The sequence below is a fragment of the Sinorhizobium sp. genome (assembly GCF_059070375.1).
Genome location: NZ_JCACWC010000002.1, coordinates 276957 through 294819, shown reverse-complemented (window position 1 = coordinate 294819; position 17863 = coordinate 276957). Strand labels below are relative to the sequence as shown.

At 63.3% G+C, this 17863-nt stretch carries 19 protein-coding genes; 3 read left to right on the top strand and 16 right to left on the bottom strand.

From position 1 onward, the window contains the following. Positions 1–6 precede the first annotated feature (6 nt). The 9 genes from AC5J09_RS06040 to AC5J09_RS06000 form a co-directional block, all read right to left on the bottom strand. Positions 7–741 (bottom strand): SDR family oxidoreductase, encoded by a 735-nt coding sequence (locus AC5J09_RS06040; protein ID WP_494297181.1) that lies wholly within the window; start codon positions 739–741, stop codon positions 7–9. Then, entirely contained in the window at positions 738–1199 is a 462-nt protein-coding gene (locus AC5J09_RS06035; RefSeq protein ID WP_102762312.1) for a MaoC/PaaZ C-terminal domain-containing protein, read from the bottom strand. Before AC5J09_RS06035 ends, AC5J09_RS06040 begins: the two co-directional genes overlap by 4 nt. A 1-nt stretch (position 1200) precedes the next feature. Continuing rightward, positions 1201–2283 (bottom strand): Gfo/Idh/MocA family protein, encoded by a 1083-nt coding sequence (locus tag AC5J09_RS06030; RefSeq protein ID WP_324763854.1) that lies wholly within the window; start codon positions 2281–2283, stop codon positions 1201–1203. Then, positions 2276–2605, bottom strand: a complete 330-nt coding sequence (locus tag AC5J09_RS06025; protein WP_018097173.1) for an L-rhamnose mutarotase — start codon at positions 2603–2605, stop codon at positions 2276–2278. The genes AC5J09_RS06030 and AC5J09_RS06025 overlap by 8 nt, the downstream gene beginning before the upstream one ends. Before the next feature lie 12 nt (positions 2606–2617). Continuing rightward, complete coding sequence (locus AC5J09_RS06020) at positions 2618–3730, bottom strand: mandelate racemase/muconate lactonizing enzyme family protein (RefSeq protein ID WP_324763855.1); 1113 nt, start codon at positions 3728–3730, stop codon at positions 2618–2620. A 1-nt stretch (position 3731) separates the two neighbouring features. Further along, positions 3732–4829 (bottom strand): ABC transporter ATP-binding protein, encoded by a 1098-nt coding sequence (locus AC5J09_RS06015; protein WP_100670641.1) that lies wholly within the window; start codon positions 4827–4829, stop codon positions 3732–3734. A 6-nt stretch (positions 4830–4835) separates the two neighbouring features. After that, positions 4836–5702 carry a carbohydrate ABC transporter permease gene (locus tag AC5J09_RS06010; protein WP_018097176.1) on the bottom strand — a complete coding sequence of 289 codons (867 nt, stop codon included), beginning with the start codon at positions 5700–5702 and terminating at the stop codon, positions 4836–4838. Further along, positions 5702–6598, bottom strand: coding sequence for a carbohydrate ABC transporter permease (locus AC5J09_RS06005; RefSeq protein ID WP_018097177.1), 897 nt, complete (start codon positions 6596–6598; stop codon positions 5702–5704). Before AC5J09_RS06005 ends, AC5J09_RS06010 begins: the two co-directional genes overlap by 1 nt. 69 nt (positions 6599–6667) lie before the next feature. Further along, positions 6668–7987 (bottom strand): type 2 periplasmic-binding domain-containing protein, encoded by a 1320-nt coding sequence (locus AC5J09_RS06000; protein ID WP_416385268.1) that lies wholly within the window; start codon positions 7985–7987, stop codon positions 6668–6670. Positions 7988–8154: 167 nt separating this feature from the next. Between AC5J09_RS06000 and AC5J09_RS05995 the strand changes: the two genes are divergently transcribed. Together AC5J09_RS05995 and AC5J09_RS05990 are read left to right on the top strand one after the other, a co-directional pair. Beyond that, positions 8155–8937 (top strand): IclR family transcriptional regulator, encoded by a 783-nt coding sequence (locus AC5J09_RS05995; protein WP_100670645.1) that lies wholly within the window; start codon positions 8155–8157, stop codon positions 8935–8937. Between the two features lie 50 nt (positions 8938–8987). Beyond that, positions 8988–9824 carry an amidohydrolase family protein gene (locus tag AC5J09_RS05990; protein ID WP_324763856.1) on the top strand — a complete coding sequence of 279 codons (837 nt, stop codon included), beginning with the start codon at positions 8988–8990 and terminating at the stop codon, positions 9822–9824. A gap of 68 nt (positions 9825–9892) precedes the next feature. Here the strand turns inward: AC5J09_RS05990 and AC5J09_RS05985 are convergent, their stop codons facing one another. From AC5J09_RS05985 to argH, 6 genes are all read right to left on the bottom strand, one after another. Next, complete coding sequence (locus tag AC5J09_RS05985; protein ID WP_324763857.1) at positions 9893–10771, bottom strand: polysaccharide deacetylase family protein; 879 nt, start codon at positions 10769–10771, stop codon at positions 9893–9895. 10 nt (positions 10772–10781) lie between these two features. After that, the gene (locus AC5J09_RS05980) at positions 10782–12173 is read right to left on the bottom strand and encodes an MmgE/PrpD family protein (RefSeq protein ID WP_324763858.1); all 1392 of its coding nucleotides are present in this window, start codon (positions 12171–12173) and stop codon (positions 10782–10784) included. 86 nt (positions 12174–12259) lie between these two features. Beyond that, complete coding sequence (locus tag AC5J09_RS05975; protein ID WP_324763859.1) at positions 12260–13090, bottom strand: ABC transporter substrate-binding protein; 831 nt, start codon at positions 13088–13090, stop codon at positions 12260–12262. Between the two features lie 62 nt (positions 13091–13152). Continuing rightward, positions 13153–13923, bottom strand: a complete 771-nt coding sequence (locus AC5J09_RS05970; RefSeq protein ID WP_324763860.1) for an amino acid ABC transporter ATP-binding protein — start codon at positions 13921–13923, stop codon at positions 13153–13155. Between the two features lie 8 nt (positions 13924–13931). Then, positions 13932–14804 carry an amino acid ABC transporter permease gene (locus AC5J09_RS05965; protein ID WP_100670655.1) on the bottom strand — a complete coding sequence of 291 codons (873 nt, stop codon included), beginning with the start codon at positions 14802–14804 and terminating at the stop codon, positions 13932–13934. Beyond that, positions 14801–16267: an argininosuccinate lyase gene (gene argH / locus AC5J09_RS05960; RefSeq protein WP_324763861.1), complete on the bottom strand. Its 1467-nt coding sequence runs from the start codon at positions 16265–16267 to the stop codon at positions 14801–14803. The genes AC5J09_RS05965 and argH overlap by 4 nt, the downstream gene beginning before the upstream one ends. A gap of 184 nt (positions 16268–16451) precedes the next feature. Here argH and AC5J09_RS05955 point away from each other — a divergent pair, with 184 nt between their 5' ends. Beyond that, on the top strand, positions 16452–17354 hold the full coding sequence (locus AC5J09_RS05955; RefSeq protein ID WP_324763862.1) for a LysR substrate-binding domain-containing protein: 903 nt from the start codon (positions 16452–16454) through the stop codon (positions 17352–17354). Positions 17355–17384: 30 nt separating this feature from the next. On the opposite strand, the gene AC5J09_RS05950 is transcribed toward AC5J09_RS05955, so the two are convergent. Continuing rightward, positions 17385–17861 carry a GNAT family N-acetyltransferase gene (locus AC5J09_RS05950; protein WP_324764632.1) on the bottom strand — a complete coding sequence of 159 codons (477 nt, stop codon included), beginning with the start codon at positions 17859–17861 and terminating at the stop codon, positions 17385–17387. Between the last annotated feature and the right edge of the window lie 2 nt (positions 17862–17863).

The following is a 17863-nucleotide window of genomic DNA, read 5'->3' as shown; positions in this document are numbered from 1 at the left end:
AAGCGTTCAAATGGTCCAGCCGCCCTCGATGGCGTAGGCCTGGCCGGAGGTGTAGGTGGCGCCGGCGAGATAGACGGCGAGGTCGGCGATCTCTTCGGGCGTGCCGAGGCGGCCCATCGGCTGGCGGGAGATAAAGGCCGCGCGCGCCGTTTCGTAGTCTCCCTGTGCCCGCATGCGGCTTTCGAGCGACGGACTTTCGACCGTTCCCGGGCAGATCGCATTGCAGCGAATGCCGTCGCCCACATAATCCGCCGCAACGGCTTTCGTCAGTCCGATGACGGCTGCCTTGGTCACACCATAGGCGAAGCGGTTCGGCACGCCTTTGATGCTGGAGGCCACCGAGGCCATATTGACGATCGACCCGTCCTTGCGGGCGATCATGCCGGGCAGCACCGCGCGGATGGTGCGGATCATCGACTTGACGTTGAGGTCGAAGGCGAAATCGAGGTCCTCGTCCTTCATCGTCAGCACCGAGCCTGCATGCACGAAACCGGCGCAGTTGAAGAGCACGTCCACGGCCCCGATCTCTGCGACCAGCGCTTCGACCGCAGCGGTGTCGAGGACGTCCAGTCTGTGGGTGCTGATGCCCGCCTCGCCTTCGAGGCTGCCGACAACGTCCGCATTGATATCGGTCGCATGGACCTTGGCACCGGCCCTGGCGAAGGCAAGTGCGGTTGCGCGTCCTATGCCCTGCGCCGCAGCTGTGACGAGGACGACCTTTCCGGCAAGGCTCGCTGTCATTGGATGGTTCCCTCAAGTTTGCGTTCGACGATCAGAATGTGATCCGCGGCAAGAACGACCTCGCCGCGCTGGTTGATGACCTCGCACCGCTCGATGACCCGGCCGGCCCTCGGTCGCTTCGGATCGTCTTCCTTGGCGGCGATGGTGACGCGGGTGCGGATCGTATCGCCGATATGGACAGGGCGGACGAATCGCAGACGGTCGTAACCGTAAGAGAAGGCGACCGGGTTAATCAAGGAGGCGGTGAGCCCGACTCCGATCGAGAAGATCATCGTGCCGTGGGCAATGCGCTGACCGCCGGGCAGCGTTTTGGCGAACTCCGCATCCATGTGGTGCGGGAAGAAATCACCCGTATGCCCGGCGTGGACGACGAAGTCCGTTTCCGTGATCGTGCGTCCGCTCGTCAGCCGCACATGGCCCTGTTCGTAGTCCTCGTAGTAGATCGTCTGCTCGCTCATTTCACTTTTCCAATGGAAGCGCTGCGATCGGCGTTGCCGGGCGCGCGCTCGATTGATAGGCGGCCTCCACCAGGGCCATCGTCCGCCATGCGTCCTCGACCGACCCTATGAGTTCATCGTCCTCGCCGCAGGCATGGCGCTGCAGATTGGCCATCCGGTTGGCGAAGGCATCGGGGAACCAGGACCCTTCAAGCGGTACCGAAATCCATTCGCTGTCCCCCGAGGGACGAATCCACAGCTCGTCCGGCTCGCCGCGTGGATAGTCGAGATTGACGCCGAGCTTGACATAGGCGGCACCCCTCGTCCCGCAGATGCGGAATTCACAGGCCTGGAACCTCCGGCCGAAATCGTGGTCGTGATTGACGGAAAGCACGCAGCGCACGGCATCGCCGTAATCGAGGATCGCGGCGGTGCGGGTTTGAGCCACCTCGTGGTTCGGATGGCCGATGGTCTTGGCGTGAACACCCTGGGGATCGCCTAGGAGACTGCGCACGAGGTCCAGGTAGTGGATGGAATGCATCGCGATCTCGATGCGCGGCAGTCCCTTCAGGAACGGCCAGAGCCCCCAGGGCGTCGCAAGCGCCAGCCACGCGTCGAAATCGACGACCTCGCCGAGATAGCCCCTGGCGATCGCGTCCTTGAGCGCGAGCATCATCGGCGCGAAGCGGAGTTGAAAGTTCACCGCCGCCCTGATGTTCCGCTCACGGCAGATTTCGAGAATTCCGGTCGCCGCCGCAAGATCGCTGCCCATCGGCTTCTGTATCAGCGCAAAGGAGCCCTTCGGCAGTTGAGACAGGATCGAGGCGTGCGCGGCCGGCGGCGTCGCGAGATCGAAGATCGCGTTCTCCGCCGAAAGAGCCTCCCCTTCGCTCGTAAACGCCCTGACATCCCATTGCCGCGCGAGCGCCGCCGCCTTCTCCGCATCCGGATCGAAGATGCCGGCCACCGGGAAGCCTGCGTTCCTGTAGGCCGGAAGATGGGCGTCGCCGACGATGCTGCCCGCACCGAAGATGACGATGGGGCGTGGCGTAGCCGGCTTCGGCCACCATTGCCGCAGCGACGAGGGATCGAACGTCTCAGTCATGGTGGAAGACTTCCTCCATCATAGCCCACCACTCGCCTTGCCTGCGGCTTTCGAGAGGCTTCTGACAGGGCATGCACACCGACCACCATTCCTGGTTTTTCGGATGTGCCGCCATCTTCGCCATGTCGGCTTCGAAGTCCTCCCCGACATATTCCCAGTAGCCGAAGAGAAGATTTTCCGGCTCCTTCAGGAAGATCGAGTAATTGGTGATGTTGCACTCGCTGATCAGCGCGAGAATCTCCGGCCAGACGGCCGCATGCAGCCGCTTGTATTCCGCCACTTTCGGCGGTTCGAGCCCGATCACCATTCCCATTCTCTGCATGACTGTTCCCTTCTACCGGCGGAACTCGCGGGTGAACTCGGCGACCGAGCGCGCCTGGACAGCCTCCCAATCCCAGGCGATGCCGATGCCCGGATCGGAAGGCGCGATCGCCCTGCCCTCCCGGATCTCCATTCCCTTTTGCGTCAGATCGTCGAGCTGCGGAATGTATTCCACATATTTCCCGTTGGGCACCGCGCAAACGAGGCTCACATGCAGTTCCATCAGGAAATGCGGGCAGACGGGAATGTCGAAGGCCTCCGCCGCGTGAGCCACTTTCAGCCAAGGGGTGATGCCGCCGATCCGCGCCACGTCCACCTGGACGATCGAGCAGGCGCCCTTTTGCATATATTCGCGAAAATGGCGGATGGAATAGATGGACTCGCCGACGGCGATCGGCGTCGGCGTCGACCGCGTGAGGCGGATGTGACCGTCGAGATCGTCGGCCGGCAGCGGTTCCTCGATCCAGGCGAGATCGAGTTCGCGGAGCCGGGCGGCGCGGCGGATCGCCTCGTCGACGGTGAAGCCCTGATTGCAATCCGTCATGATTTCGAAGCCGTCGCCAAGTGCTGCGCGCATGGCCGAGAGCCGATCGTAATCCTCCGCCCCGCTCGGCTTGCCGATCTTGACCTTCGATCCGGAGCAGCCCTTGGCCTTCGCCTGCAACGCGTCGTCGACGAGGGCCTGCTTTTCGATGTGCAGCCAGCCCCCCTCGGTGGTGTAAAGCGGGCAGCTTTCCTTCGCCCCGCCCGCCAGTTTCCAGAGCGGCAGCTTCTGCTTCTTCGCACGCAGGTCCCATAGCGCCGTATCGACGGCGGCGAGCGCCAAGGCCGTGATGGCGCCGATGGTCGTCGCATGCGTCGCAAACTCCATCTTGTGCCAAAGCGCCTCGATGCAGTCCGCGTCTTCCCCGAGCAGGATCGGAACCAGATGATCGGAGAGCAGCCGCATGACGGACGATCCGCCTGTTCCGATCGTGTAGCTGTAGCCGGTGCCGGTCGCACCGTCCGCATCCGTGATCGTCACGATCGGCGTTTCCTGGCTCACGAAGCTCTGGATGGCGTCGGTCCGCTTGACCTTCGGCGGAAGATCCACCATCCGCAGTTCTATTTTCTCGATCCTTGCCATGTCAGCCTGCCAAAGCCTTTCCGGTCTCGCCGTCGAAGAGATGCGCCCGGGACAGATCGAGGCTCATGCGCACCGCCTCGCCCGGGCGCAGCGGCCGCGGGTTGAGCATGCGCGAGACCCAATCCCGCCCGTTGAACTGAGTGAAAACCAGGGTTTCGTTGCCCAGCGGTTCCGTGATCGTGACCGGAAGCTCGATCTCGTGGACGGCGTCCGCATCACCCGCATGGAGGCCGTGCCCCGAAGGATAGACATCGTCCGGCCTGAGCCCGAAGGTCACTTTCTGGCCCTCGCGAACCGAGGAACGGAAGCGTGGCGGGAGCGGCAGGGTCGCTCCGCTTGCAAAGGCGAGCTTTCCGTCCGTCAGGACCGCCTCCTCCATGTTCATCGGCGGCGAGCCGATGAAGCCGGCGACGAACTTGGTCGCCGGGCGGCGGAAGACATCCTCCGGCGTGCCCACCTGCTCGATATGCCCGTCGCGCATGATGACGATGCGGTCGGAGAGCGTCATCGCCTCCACCTGATCATGGGTGACGTAGATCATCGTCGCCTGCATGCGGGCGTGCAGTTTCTTGATCTCGGTGCGCACCTGGGTCCTGAGCTTCGCGTCGAGGTTCGACAGAGGCTCATCGAAGAGAAAGACATCCGGCTGCCGCACGATCGCGCGTCCCATGGCGACGCGCTGGCGCTGGCCGCCCGACAGTTGCGAAGGGCGACGTTCGAGAAGATGGCCGAGATCGAGGATCGCCGCCGCCTCGGCAACGCGCGTCTTGATCTCTTCCGCCGGACGCCCGGCGATTTTCAGCGAGAAGCCCATATTCTCGGCGACCGTCATATGCGGGTAGAGTGCATAGGACTGAAAGACCATCGAGATGTTGCGCGCTCGAGGCGGCAGATCGTTGACCTTTCGCCCGCCGATCTCGATCGCGCCGCCGCTGACCTCCTCGAGTCCCGCGATCATGCGCAGCGTCGTCGACTTGCCGCAGCCCGAAGGTCCGACGAGCGCAATGAATTCGCGATCCTTTACTTCAAGATCGATGCCGTGCACGACTTCCAGAGCGCCGTAGCGCTTGACGAGTTTCTTGAGCGTAACGGGCGCCATGGACGATTATCCTTTCACCGCGCCGAAGGTCAGGCCCGAGACGAGGTGCTTCTGAATGATGAAGGTGAGGGTCAACGCCGGAACGATCATGACGACCGCGAGCGCGCACATGCCGCGCCAGTCGATGGTGAATTCGGCGGTGTAGTCGAGGAGCCCCACGGGCAAGGTCTTGGAATTGACGGAGCGGGTAATCTGCGAAGCGAGCGCATATTCGTTCCAGGACGTCAGGAAAGCGAAGATACCGGCCGACGCAATGCCCGGGCCGGCAAGCGGAAACTCCACCTGCCAGAAGGCCTGCCAAGGGGTGCAGCCGTCGATCTGCGCGGCTTCCGCGAGATCTTTCGGCACCTGGCGGAAGAATCCGTCGATCAGCCAGATCGTGAAGGGAACGTTGAGCGCGACATAGGTGAGAATCAGCGAGAAATGCGTATCGATGATGCCGGTGCGCGCATAGAGCATGAAGAGCGGCAGCGACAGCGCGATGCCCGGCACCGCGCGCGTCAGCATGAAGCCGAGGAAGATGGCCGACTTCGCCTTGAACCGGTAGCGCGCGAAGGCATAGCCGCCGGCAAGGCCGATCGCCAGGGCGATGACCGTCGAGGTGACCGATACGATGAGCGAATTGCGGAAATAGTCCCAGACCGGGACGCCCCCCTGCCCGGCGCCCGAGAACATCGCCCGGTAGGCGTCGAACGAGAGCGTCTCCGGGATCCAGACCGGCGGCTTGGCCATGATCTCGACCGTCGGCCTCAGCGATGACAGTACGATCCAGAGGCCCGGCAGGCAAATGACCAGCATGGCGAGAAAGAGCCCCACGAGGTGCGCCACCTTCAGCAACCGCCGCCGCAGGCGATGAGACGCGTTCGTATCCATTACCACTCGGCTCCGATCTGCTGGCGCGCCGCGGCGAGCTTGCGGAAGAAATAGACGGTGAAGACGATCGACAGCAGGATGGCGACATAGGCCATTGCGTTGGCCATCCCCATGCGGGCGTCGCCATAGGCGGTGCGTCCGATAAGCGTCCAGAGCAGTTCGGTGCGCTTTGCCGGGCCGCCATCCGTCATGATCTTGACGATGTCGTAGGCGCGCGCGACATCGAGCGAACGGATCGTCATCGCGATGAAGGCGAAGGGCATCAGGTAGGGCCAGGTGACATAGCGGAAGGTCTGCCAGGGCGTGCAGCCGTCGACATGGGCCGCTTCGACCGGATCCTTGGGCATGGCAAGCAGCCCGGCGAGAATGAGGATCGCAAAAACCGCGGTCGACGACCAGACCTCTGCGACGATGATCGAGAAGAGCGCGAGATTGCCGTCGATCAGCCAGGGGATGGCACGGTCGGTGAGGCCCAGCGACTGCAGCGCGTTGTTGACGAAGCCGATATTGTCGTTGAACAGGAACTTGAACTGGAAGCCCACCAGCACCGGCGAGAACATCATCGGAAACATCATCGCGGTCCGCAACGCCCGCTGGCCGTAAGTCGCCTTGTTGACCAGCAGCGCCAAGCCAAGTCCGAGGAACATCTCGGCGTTGAGCGCGACGGTGAGAAGGAGCACCGTCCGGCCGAACGCGACCCAGAATTCGGCATTGGTGAGGACGTTCACATAGTTGCGAAACCCGATGAAGACCCAAAGCGAGTCCGGCTTCGTCAGACGGAACGGGGTGAAACTCGAATAAAGCGAGAAGACGAGCGGCAGCACGATGAACACTGCCAGGACGATGAAGGCCGGAAGCAGCAGAAGCGTGGGTGCCGACAGTTTCGAGAGCTTCATCGGAGATCCTGGGAAGAGTTCACATGCGTGGCGGCGCCGAAACGGTCCGGCGCCGCCTTTCAATCGGGATCAGAGCTTGCCGGCGTCTTCGAGGATGCCGGTCGCCTTTTCGGCGGCGGCGTCGAGCGCTTCCTTCGACGTCTTGTCGCCGAGGATCGCTGCCTGCAGCTCCGGATAGACTGCGTTGGAGATCTCGATCCACTCAGCCGTCTGCGGCACCGGGAAAGCATGCTTGGCCGCTTCCTGGAAGGCCTGCAGGACCTCGGTCTTGTAGGCGTCGCCTTCAGCGGCCTTGATGTTGTAGTCCCAGACGGCGCTTCGCGTCGGCAGCGGGCCGGCGGCGGATTCGAGCTTCTGGCTGTCCTCATTCGTCAGCCACCAGACGAGCGAGGCGGCTGCTTCCTTGTCGGCGCAGGATTCGGTCACCGAGAAGCCGTGATGCCCGGACCAGCCGGTGCGCTTGCCGGAGGAGCCGGCCGGCTGAACCTTGATGCCGACATTGCCGGCGACCTTCGACGACTTCGGATCGTTGAAGAAGGATGCCCAGCCGGGCCAGTCGAGATTGACCGCGATCGAGCCCGAGGCGAAGCCCTGTCCGAGATCGTCCCAGAGATAGTTGGTGGTGCCCGGCGGTACCGCCTTGTCTTTGTAGAGCTTGACGAACCATTCGAGCGCGCGCACGCCCGCTTCCGAATTGAAGGCCGGACGGCCGTCCTTGTCGAGATATTCCCCACCCTCGGCGACCAGCATTTCGTAGAAGCGGCCGTTGATCGCTTCCTCCTTGCCGGCAAACTGGGTGCCGTAGAAATTTGGCGGAGCGGCGAAGAATTCCGCCTGGTCGCTCACCTGAGCCCAGGTGTCCGGCGGCGCGAGGTCATAGCCGTATTTGGCCTTGAATTCGGTCTTCTTCGCCTCGTCCTGGTAAAGGCTCTTTTGGAAATAGAGCGCGGAGACGTCGAACTGCGCCCGCGGCAGCATCACGAGCTTGCCGTCGAGCGTCGAGGCGTCGATTACTGCCGGCACGAATTTGGACACTTCTTCGGAAGGGATGAGGCCGAAAAGGTCCGCATAGATGTCCGGATATTGCGGCGCGAAGGAGGAGTGGTTCGAACCGACGCACCAGGTGAGGCCGCCGGTGGCGATATCGGACTTGATCTCCTTGTCCAGTTCGAAGTGGTTCTTCTTCGACAGGATGTTGACCTTGGCTCCGGTCGCCTTCTCCCATTCGCCGATGCGCTCATAGAGTTTTTCGTACTGCTGTCCACCGATCAGCTTGGCGTCGATGGTCACGCCTTCGAACTTGCCGGGCAGGTCCGCGGCATTTGCCGCCCCCATTGCGCAAGCAAGCATGATCACTCCGGCCGATACGCCGGAAAGCAGCCTGTTCATTGTACTTCCTCCACTGAACACGCCCTTCTCCGAGAGCATGAGTCCTCATCCGTGAGAAACTAATTCATATACAAACGACAAATTTATGGATGGTCAAGGGTCATTCCCTTCCGTCTTCCGCTTTTCATGCGTATATGGAGAGGAATATTCATCTGGGAGAGACGCGGATGGACAATGAAGAGTCCGATAAGTATCGCGCGCCGGCACTCGACAAGGGCCTGGACATACTGGAGCTGCTTGCCAGCGTCGACGGCGGCCTCACGCAGGCGGAGATTTCGAAGAGGCTGAACCGCAGTCCGAACGAGTTCTACCGCATGCTCGACCGTCTCGTGCGCCGCGGCTACGTGACCCGTATCGACGGCGATCTCTATTCGCTGACCCTGAAGCTCTTCGGATTGGCGCAGTTGCATGCGCCCGTGCGCCGGCTCGCTTCCTTCGCCACGCCGTTGATGCGTGACCTCGCCCAGCGGTCTAAGCAGGCCAACCAACTCGCCGTCTTCGACCGCGGCTCCGCCGTCGTGATCGCGCAGCAGGAGGCGCCGGACTATTGGGGCATTTCGATCCGGGTGGGCTCGCATATCAGCCTGTTCGACACCGGATCGGGCCACGTGCTGCTTGCATTCCGTTCGCCGGAGGAACGGGAAATGATGATCTCCGAACATGTGCGCAGCAGGGACGAGATCAACCTCACCCCGGAATTCTACGCCCGTCTCGACCAGATCCGCGAGCGCGGCTACGAGATGATGGCAAGTGCCCAGACCGCCGGTGTTTACAACCTCTCCGCCCCGATCCTGGGGCCCGACGGACGCAGCATCGCAGCGCTCACCTGCCCCTATATCTCCCTGGTCAACAATCCTTCGGCCCCTGATATCACCGAGACCATATCGCTCCTGCTCAAGACCGCATCGCAACTCTCGGCGCTCGCCGGAGCCGATGTCGCGCAGGGTTGATCCGCGCCGGAAAAACAGACTTCCTATTTGAATGAAGAGGAGGAGCAGCCTTGATCATCGACACGCATCTGCATCTGATCGACAAATCCGCGCTCAACTATCCGTGGCTCGCCGGCGTTCCCGCGCTCGATCGCGATTTTCTCTATTCGACCTATGCGGCGGAGGCAAAGCGCGTGGGCATTGCCGCCTCGCTGCATATGGAGGTGGACGTCGACCCGGCTGAGATCGAACTCGAGACGCGCGAGGTCGCGCGTCTTGCGGGTGAGCCCGGAAGCCTCCTCAAAGGCGCAATCGCCGCCTGCCGACCGGAAGAGGAAGGCTTCGCCGCCTATCTCGCGCGGCAGGAGGAAAACGCCTTCGTCAAGGGTTTCAGGCGGGTGCTGCACGTCGTTGCCGACGATCTCTCCGAGCAATCTCTCTTTCGCCAAAACATCAAGCGGCTCTCCGGCACCCGCTTCACCTTCGATCTCTGCGTCCTGCCGCATCAGATTCCGAAAGCCATGGCACTCGCCGACCTCGCGCCGGACGTTCAGTTCATTCTCGACCATTGCGGCGTTCCGGATGTAAAGACTCGCGCGGAGCATCCCTGGCGCGATCATATGACCGAGATCGCCCGCCGCCCGAATGTCGTCGCCAAGATCTCCGGAGTGGTCGCCTATGCGGAGGAAGGCTGGACGCTCGCCTCCATCCGTCCCTATGTCGAGCACACGATCTCGGCCTTCGGCTGGGACCGCGTGGTCTGGGGCAGCGACTGGCCGGTCTGCACCCTCGGCGGCAACCTCTCGACCTGGGTCGCGGCCACCCAGGCTCTCATCGAAGGCTGCAGTCCCGAGGAACGGAGGAAGCTGCTCTCCGGCAATGCGCGGCGGATCTGGAACCTGCCCTGACGATTCTCTCTCTTGCTCCCTCACCCCTGTGCTTGTCACACGGCAATGAGGGCGTGCAAAAGGCGCCGTCATGATGCGCCGCGTTGCCGTTCCAGCGTCTCGAAATGGTCGGCGATCTCCTTGCCGGTTGCGATCCAAACTTCGCCTTTTGCCTGAACGTGGCGCAGGAAGTCGCGAAGGAGGTGCCACCGCATCGGACGGCCGGACACTTGCGGGTGCAGGACGAGCGTCGTGACGCCGCCCCAGGCATGGGTGGCCTCGAATTCGTCGACCCAGAGGGCGAGGACGGCTTCGCGGCCGAAGAGCGGCCGCGCGCTCGAGCGGCTGGACATCCCGAAATTCCAGTCGTCGAATGCGAAATTGACCGGAATCTCCACCGGGCCCGGCACGCCGTCAGCCGAAGCGTGCCGGTAGGGCAGGATGTCGTCGCGAAACGAGCTGGAATAGCGGATGCCCGTTTTGGCAAGATAGGCGATGAGCTCGGGAAAGTTCTCTCCCGAGGGCGCGCGGTAACCGACCGGACGGATGCCGAATGCCCGCTGCAGCGCCTCGAAGCCGCGGTCGATCTCCTCGAACGTCTCGTCCAGCCGATCGCGATCCGGTATCTTGTGAAGATAGCCGTGGTGACCGATCTCGTGTCCGGCCGCGACAATCTTTTCGCAGGCCGCGGGATGGGCAAGCGCCGTCCATCCGGGCGTGAAGAACGTCGCCTTCATCGCCAGCTCGTCCATCAGTTCGACGATCCTGGCAATGCCGACGCGCGCATCGTAGCCGCCATGGGAGGTGGTCACCATCCGATCGACATTCGAAGGATTGTTGCCGATCCATGCGGTTTCGGCATCCGCGTCGAAGCCGATGAAGACGGCGCTCTTCGCGCCGTTCGGCCAGCTCATCGCCGGCGTTTGCGGCGCCGGATTGAGCGGACGGGGCGTCAGGTCGTAGGTCATGACGAAATCCTCAGCGAAAGACGGGACGCTTGTCGCCGTCGCCGGCAAGCAAGGGCTCCAGAGCGCGGCAATCCTCGACGTGTTCGAATTCGGCGAGCATCCGCCAGAGCCCGTCCGCCTGCTCCGTTTCGATGCTCATCACGGCGAGCTCTCCGAACTTGGCGCGGATGGCGGCGGGGCGCATCGGCCTTTCGGCGGAGCCGGTCGCGCGGGGCACCATTCGTGCCAGACGGGCGCCGTCCTTGAAGAGAAGCGTGACGACCGGCTCGTCGAGCGGCTGCATCCCATCGTCTACCGTTAGCAGCATGCGGTCCATGACGGCCCGCAGGCGGGGATCGGCACGTCGGTCGGCGGCATAGGCCTGGAGCCCGGCCGTCAGGAACACGCAGCGTGCCGCAAGCGCATAGGGCAGGCTCATCTGCGTGGGCGCCATGGCGCCGCTCTCCCGGGCGCCGCACATGCCCATCAGCATGGCGCTCAACCGCAACTCGATCCTGTCGATCTCAGCTGCATCACGGCCCGTTTCCGAAAGCAGGTCGTCCAGCGCATCGATCGCCGAATGGGCGCCCCGGCAGGAGGCGTAGGGTTTGAGGACCGCACGCCTCACCTTCCAGTCTTCGCCGAGTCCTTCGCAAAGCTTCTGCGGCTCGCAGACATCCTTGTTGAACGATCGGAAAAAGCCGCCCCAGACGTCGGAGAAGACCTCGGAGGGGCCGGCAAGGCCCTCCCCTGCCAACCGCGCCGCCAGCAGCCCGCCCTCGGCCGCGCGGCCGGCATGGATCTTCTTCGCCTGCGATCCGTCATGGATGAAGGCCCAGAGACCGGAGGAGAAGCTGGTGGCGAGCGTGATCGCATCGCGTGTGGCAAGATCATCGAAACCGGAAAGCCTGGCAACGGCCGCCGCAGCCGCAAGCGTGCCGCAGGTGCCCGTGGAATGCCAGCCAAGCCCGTTGTGGCTATCGTATCCGCCCGCCGCTTCGAGGACGCGCCGGCCGGTCTCGTAGCCCGCGACCACGCTGGCGATGAGTTCCCTGCCCGTCACCGGCCGCTTCGCTTCGGCAATCGCGGCCAGAACGGCGGGAATGACGACGGCGCCCGAATGGTCGCACCCGCCGGAATCGTCGAGTTCGAAAGCATGTGCCGCGACCCCGTTTATGAGCGCGGCCTCACGCGTTGCTGCGCGATCGCCGGTGCCCCAGATCAGCGCGCTACCGGGCACACCGGCGGCCCTGCGGGCGATGCCGGCTTCCGCCGAGCGCGCGCCAGCCAGTGCCGCGCCGATCGTGTCCGCGATGTGGACTTTGGTCTTTTCGACGACATCGGCTGGAAGCGCTTCGAACTTAAAGGCTGAAAGAATGGATGCCAGCCTGTCGACCGGCGTGTCGGCAGCAACGCGGGGCATGGAACTGCTCATGGTTTGTCGAGAATCGGTCGGCGACGGCACCTATTGCGGCCCGGCCTGTTCGGGCGGGGCCGCAGCGCGCCGGATTACTTCACCGCTTCGCCATTGACGTAAATGCCATCGAGCAAGGTGCCCTCGAGGCCGTATTTTGCGAAAATCGCCTTGTATTCACCTGATTCCATCAGGGCCTTCAGCGCTGCGGCATAGGCGTCGCGCAGTTCCGTGTCCTTCTTGGCGAAACCGATGCCCTGATAGACCACGGTGAAGGGCTCGCCCACGACGGCGTAGGTGTCCTTCTCGAGATCCATCAGATAGGGCAGTGTTTCGGAACCCTGCACGGCGGCGTCGAGCCGGCCTTGCTTGAGCTGGGCGCGGGCATCGGCGGAGCCTTCCGTGCCGACGACCTTGATGGCCGGCAGCCCCTTGGCTTCGCAATTGGCAGCACTCCATTTCGCCGTCTCGTCCGGGAAGGAGGTGCGGCGGCTCATGCCGACGGTCTTGCCGCAAAAATCGGCGAGCGTCTTGAACTCGTCCTTGCGGGCAAAGGACGTGTAGAACTGCGCGCCGGATTTCATGTAATCGATGAAATCGAGCGTATCCCGGCGCTTCGGAAGATCGCTCATGCCGCTATGGATAAGGTCGACACGGCCAGTCTGAAGCGACGAGATCATCTGCTCGAAGCCGATATTCGACCACTCGATCGTGGTGCCGAGCTCTTTGGCAAGCGCGACGCCGAGATCGATGTCGACACCCTTAAGTTCGTTGGTCGCCGGGTCGACATATTCCATCGGCGGATAGTTCGGCTGGTTGGCGACGACGACCTTGCCGGCCGACTTCACCCGCTCGGGCAGGCCGGCCGCATTGGCGGAGGTTGCGGCGAGGCATGCAACCGTGAGCGCTGCGATGTGCTTGTTCATGTGGTTCCCCATCTTGTCCTGGTTCGAGCCGGCGGCTTCGTCTGCCGCCGTTTTTCTGTTCCTCAGCTGTGAACGGCTTTGATGAACTCCGCCGTTCGGGCGCTTTTCGGGGTGCTGAGAACCTCCGATGCCAAGCCTGTTTCGACCACCTTGCCGGTCTCCATGAAGGTGACGGTATTCGCCACGTTGCGGGCGAAGCCGAGCTCATGGGTGACGACGATCATCGTCATGCCGGAAGCGGCAAGGTCCCGCATCACATCGAGCACTTCCGACACCAGTTCAGGGTCGAGCGCCGATGTGGGTTCGTCGAAGAGAATGAGGTCCGGCCGCATGCCCATGGCGCGGGCGATCGCGACGCGCTGCTGCTGGCCCCCGGAAAGCTCGGAAGGGTAATGGTTCGCCTTGTCCGCCAGGCCCACCCGCTCCAGCAATACCGACGCCCTGTCGCGCGCTTCCTTCACCGGCTCGCCGAGCACCTGCACCGGCCCCTCGGTGATGTTTTCCAGGGCGGTCTTGTGCGGGAACAGGTTGAAGCGCTGGAAGACCATGCCGATCCGCCGCCGCTGGCGCGAAATCTCCGCATCGCTGATCTCGTGGAGATTGTTGCCGTCGCGGCGGTAGCCGATCAGTTCGTCCTCAACCCAGATCGCTCCGCCGTCCATCCGCTCCAAAAGATTGATGCAGCGCAGAAGCGTGCTCTTGCCCGAGCCCGAAGGACCGATGATGCAGCTCACCTCCCCGCGGGCGACGTCCAGGCTGACCTTGTCGAGGGCGCGGAACGTGCCGTAGTTCTTCGTGACGTCGATAGCCTTGACGAGAATATCCTGGTTCATGACCGACCTTACATGGACGAGCGGATCGATTTCGAACCGCGGCCGAAATAGCGCTCGATATAGTGCTGCCCTATCGAGAGCACGGAGACGACGAGCAGGTACCAGAAGCTCGCGACGAGCAGCAGCTCCAGGACGCGGGTATTGGCGAAATAGATGATCTGCGCATTGTGGAGGATCTCGGAATACTGGATGACGCTGGCGAGCGACGTCAGCTTCACCATGCCGATCACCTCGTTGCCGACTGGCGGCACCATGACGCGCATCGCCTGCGGTAGGACGATACGGCGCAGCATCATCATCTGCGTCATGCCGATCGTGCGCGCAGCCTCGTACTGACCGCTGTCGACGGACAGAAGCCCGCTTCGCACGACCTCCGAAGTATAGGCGCCCTGGGATATGCCGAGCCCGAGTACGGCGGCGACGAAGGGCGTCATGACGTCCACCGTCCTGAACTCGAACAATCCCGGAATACCGAGCGTCGGGAAGATGAGCGCCAGGTTGAACCACAGCATCAACTGGAGCAGCGCCGGGGCGCCGCGAAAGACCCAAATATAGCCGATGGCGATCGACGACAGCACCGGATTGCCTGATATCCGCATGATGGCGATGACGACGCCGAGGACGATGCCGAGGCCCATGGCGGCAACGGTCATCAGCAGGGTGTTGTAAAGGCCGGCGAGGATTGCGGGTGCGAACAGAAAATCGCGCACATAGCTCCATTCGATCTGCCCGACGCTGAAGGCCCGCACGAGACCCGCAAACAGCAGGAGCACGATGCCCGCCGCAATCATCCGCCCGATATGGCGCTTCGGCACCAGTTTCAGGTGGGCGATCTCGTATTTGGAATCCGCAGGCGGAGTTGCGAGGCTTGCCACATTCATCGGCGTCGCGCCTCCTCTGCGCCGTTCTTCGCTCCCGCGAAGGCCCCGCCGCCGGCCGGGCCGCCGGCAAAGGCGCGGCAGCCGGCAAGCGCCGTTTCGAAGCGGGCGATCTGCTCGCGAACCCGCTCCGGCGCCGTTGCACCGTAGCCGTTTCTGCTCGCAAGCGCCTTTTCGAGCGCCATTGCCGCAAGCATCTCCGGCTGAAGCCGCGGATCGATCCCCGGCAGATCCTCAGCCGTCAGGCCGGCAAGGTCGTGGCCGCGCTCTTCGCAATAACGCACCACTGCGCCGGTGATCTCGTGCGCTTCGGCGAAAGGCACGTCCCGGCCCACCAGCCAGTCGGCCACTTCGGTCGCGAGCGTGAAGCCCTTCGGCGCCTCGTCGCGCAGCTTCTCCACGTCGAATTCCAGCGTTCCCACCATGCCGGCAAAGGCGGGCAGGACCAGTTCGAGAACGTCGATCGTCTCGAACAGGCTGCGCTTGTCCTCGGCGAGATCGCGATTATAGGCGAGTGGCATCGCCTTCATGGTCGCGAGGAAGCCGGCGATGTTGCCGATCAGCGTGCCCGACATGCCGCGCGTCAGCTCGGCGACGTCGGGGTTCTTCTTCTGCGGCATGATCGAGGAGCCGGTGGAATAGGAATCATGCAGCCGTACCCAGCTGAACTGCTTGGAGCTCCAGAGGCAGATTTCCTCCGCAAGCCGCGAGAGATCCACCGCCACCAGCGAGCAGATGAAGAGAAATTCGGCGACGTGATCGCGCGCGGCGACGGCATCGATGGAGTTCTCGCAAGCGGCCGAATAGCCGAGATCGATGGCGGAGAGATCGGGGCGGCGCGCAATGCCGGAGCCGGCCAGCGCGGCCGCACCCAGAGGCGAACGATCGAAGCGGCGGTCCCAATCGGCAAAACGCTGCAGGTCGCGCAGCAGCGACTGCGCATGCGCCATGAGGTGATGCCCGAGCACGACCGGCTGGGCCGGCTGAAGATGGGTAAAGCCGGGCATCACGGTCTCCGTATGCCGGGATGCCTGCTCCATCAGTGCTTCTTCGATGGCGATCACGCCCCGGGAAAGCTCCCGCGCCATGCGCCGCAGATAGAGGCGCGTATTGTTGGCCGTCTGGTCGTTGCGCGACCGCCCGGCGCGAAGCTTGCCGCCAAGCGTGCCGAGGCGCGCCATCAACAGACGTTCGAGAAAGGTATGCAGATCCTCGTCGGCCGCAATAGGTTCTTCGCGGCCGGCACCGACATCGGCTTCGATGCCTTCCAGGGCCGCGCGTATCGCGGAGAATTCACTCTCGTCCAGGACGCCGGCCCGCTTCAACTCCGAAGCATGGGCGCGCGAACCTGCAATATCTTCCCTGTACAGGCGAAAGTAAGAGCGGGGCGCGCGGGACAGATTGGCAAGCGCTTCGGACGGTCCGGACTTGAATCGTCCACCCCAAAGCTGAGTGGGCTCAGTCATCTTCGTTCCCTTTATTTGTCATTCTTTCGAAGAAGCTCCCACGGGTGGCATATCCCGGCAAGCGAAGTTATTTCACCAAGCTATGACAAAAACGACTAGCCTTGCTCCGGGCACTTATTTAGGGTCTGCGCAAAGAACGGGGCGGAGCGGACCCGCATCGGCTGAATCTGGCGGAGGAATTTTCATGGCTTCGGGACGGCGGCGCTTGCCTTCGACGACCGCGCTTCAGGTGCTGCTTGCGGTGGCCGAAAGGGGATCGACGAGCGCTGCCGCCGAAAGCACGTCGCTGTCGCAGAGCGCCGTCAGCAAGCAATTGCTGTCGCTCGAAGAGCTGATCGGCAGCCCCGTCTTCGTCCGGACACCGCGCGGAATGATCCCGACGGAGGTCGGGACGATCTATATCGAACAGGCGCGCACCGCATTGAAGGCGATGGAGGACGCCGCCCTTCGCGTCGCCCGCCTAAAACCGGGCCCGCGCGTGCTGAGATTGCAGGTGCCGCCCATTTTCGGGGACCGGTGGCTGCTGCCGCGCTTCCTTCGCTTTACCGAGCAGCACCCGGAGATCGAGGTGCAGTTCACGACGTTCGTTTCTCCGACACAGTCCCAGACGCCCGATGCGATATTCCGTTTCCTGAGCGAACCGCTGCCGGACGAGGAGACCAGCTATCTCTTCGGGCGCGAGGTTCTTGTCGTCAGCGCCCCTTCCTACTGGGAGAAGAACGGCACTCCGGAGACGATCGAAGATCTCGCCTACGGCATCATGCTGGAGCACCCGCAGACGCCGCTGCACTGGAATTATTTCGCCAAAGGTCATGGCAAGGACGACCTCGCGGTCCGGCACACCACGCGCTTCGGCTATTATACAATGGTGATCCGGGCGGCACTTGCCGGACAGGGAATGGCCTTGATCCCGCGCGGCCTTATCCTCGATGACCTGGCGGCGGGAAAGCTCGTCAATCCGAACGGCTTCGGATATCGAAGCGACCATGGCTACTGGTTCGCAAAACCGCGGGACATCGCGCCGAGTGCTTCCATGCGGACTTTCGAGGCATGGCTGATGGCGGAAGCCGAAGGCATGGGCGACTGAGGCTCCCGGCCCGGGTCGTGGCGCGCCCGCTCAGCCCGCCAGCCGCGCGAGCGCCTCTCCGTCGAGCCGGAAGAAGACCTTGTCCGGTTTGCGTGCGCCGCCCAATTCTTCATAGAAGGAGAGGAGCCGTGTGTTTTCTGCCTCCGCGGTCCAATCGATGCGCGTGAGCCCGCGCTCCTTCGCCAGGCTGGCGAGCTTCTGCATCAAGGCCCGGCCGAGGCCGCGGCCCCGCTGAGATCCGCTGACGTAGAGTTCCTTCAGAAAGACGCCCGGCTTCAGGCCCGGCCCGGGGTAAATCGCGGAGAAGGCGGCGAAACCGAGCACCGAACGATGCTCCTCGGCGACGAGGATCTCCGCGCCCGGCGGCATGGCTTCAAGCCCCGCGATTATCTCGGCGCGCGGCGGACAGGCCACGCGGTAATGCGCCTGCATTTCCTCCATGAGGGTCGCAAGTGCGGGGAAGGCCGCGTCATTGGCGTGCAGCAGGCGGATCGGCGTCACTTCTATTC

Coding starts and splice junctions, on each gene's coding strand:
- AC5J09_RS05970 (WP_324763860.1), bottom strand. CDS start 13,923: ATGAACCAGGATATTCTCGTCAAGGCTATCGACGTCACGAAGAACTAC.
- AC5J09_RS06000 (WP_416385268.1), bottom strand. CDS start 7,987: ATGAACAGGCTGCTTTCCGGCGTATCGGCCGGAGTGATCATGCTTGCT.
- AC5J09_RS06015 (WP_100670641.1), bottom strand. CDS start 4,829: ATGGCGCCCGTTACGCTCAAGAAACTCGTCAAGCGCTACGGCGCTCTG.
- AC5J09_RS06005 (WP_018097177.1), bottom strand. CDS start 6,598: ATGAAGCTCTCGAAACTGTCGGCACCCACGCTTCTGCTGCTTCCGGCC.
- AC5J09_RS06020 (WP_324763855.1), bottom strand. CDS start 3,730: ATGGCAAGGATCGAGAAAATAGAACTGCGGATGGTGGATCTTCCGCCG.
- AC5J09_RS05985 (WP_324763857.1), bottom strand. CDS start 10,771: ATGACCTACGACCTGACGCCCCGTCCGCTCAATCCGGCGCCGCAAACG.
- AC5J09_RS05965 (WP_100670655.1), bottom strand. CDS start 14,804: ATGAATGTGGCAAGCCTCGCAACTCCGCCTGCGGATTCCAAATACGAG.
- argH (WP_324763861.1), bottom strand. CDS start 16,267: ATGACTGAGCCCACTCAGCTTTGGGGTGGACGATTCAAGTCCGGACCG.
- AC5J09_RS05980 (WP_324763858.1), bottom strand. CDS start 12,173: ATGCCCCGCGTTGCTGCCGACACGCCGGTCGACAGGCTGGCATCCATT.
- AC5J09_RS06030 (WP_324763854.1), bottom strand. CDS start 2,283: ATGACTGAGACGTTCGATCCCTCGTCGCTGCGGCAATGGTGGCCGAAG.
- AC5J09_RS05975 (WP_324763859.1), bottom strand. CDS start 13,090: ATGAACAAGCACATCGCAGCGCTCACGGTTGCATGCCTCGCCGCAACC.
- AC5J09_RS05995 (WP_100670645.1), top strand. CDS start 8,155: ATGGACAATGAAGAGTCCGATAAGTATCGCGCGCCGGCACTCGACAAG.
- AC5J09_RS05955 (WP_324763862.1), top strand. CDS start 16,452: ATGGCTTCGGGACGGCGGCGCTTGCCTTCGACGACCGCGCTTCAGGTG.
- AC5J09_RS06035 (WP_102762312.1), bottom strand. CDS start 1,199: ATGAGCGAGCAGACGATCTACTACGAGGACTACGAACAGGGCCATGTG.
- AC5J09_RS06040 (WP_494297181.1), bottom strand. CDS start 741: ATGACAGCGAGCCTTGCCGGAAAGGTCGTCCTCGTCACAGCTGCGGCG.
- AC5J09_RS06010 (WP_018097176.1), bottom strand. CDS start 5,702: ATGGATACGAACGCGTCTCATCGCCTGCGGCGGCGGTTGCTGAAGGTG.
- AC5J09_RS06025 (WP_018097173.1), bottom strand. CDS start 2,605: ATGCAGAGAATGGGAATGGTGATCGGGCTCGAACCGCCGAAAGTGGCG.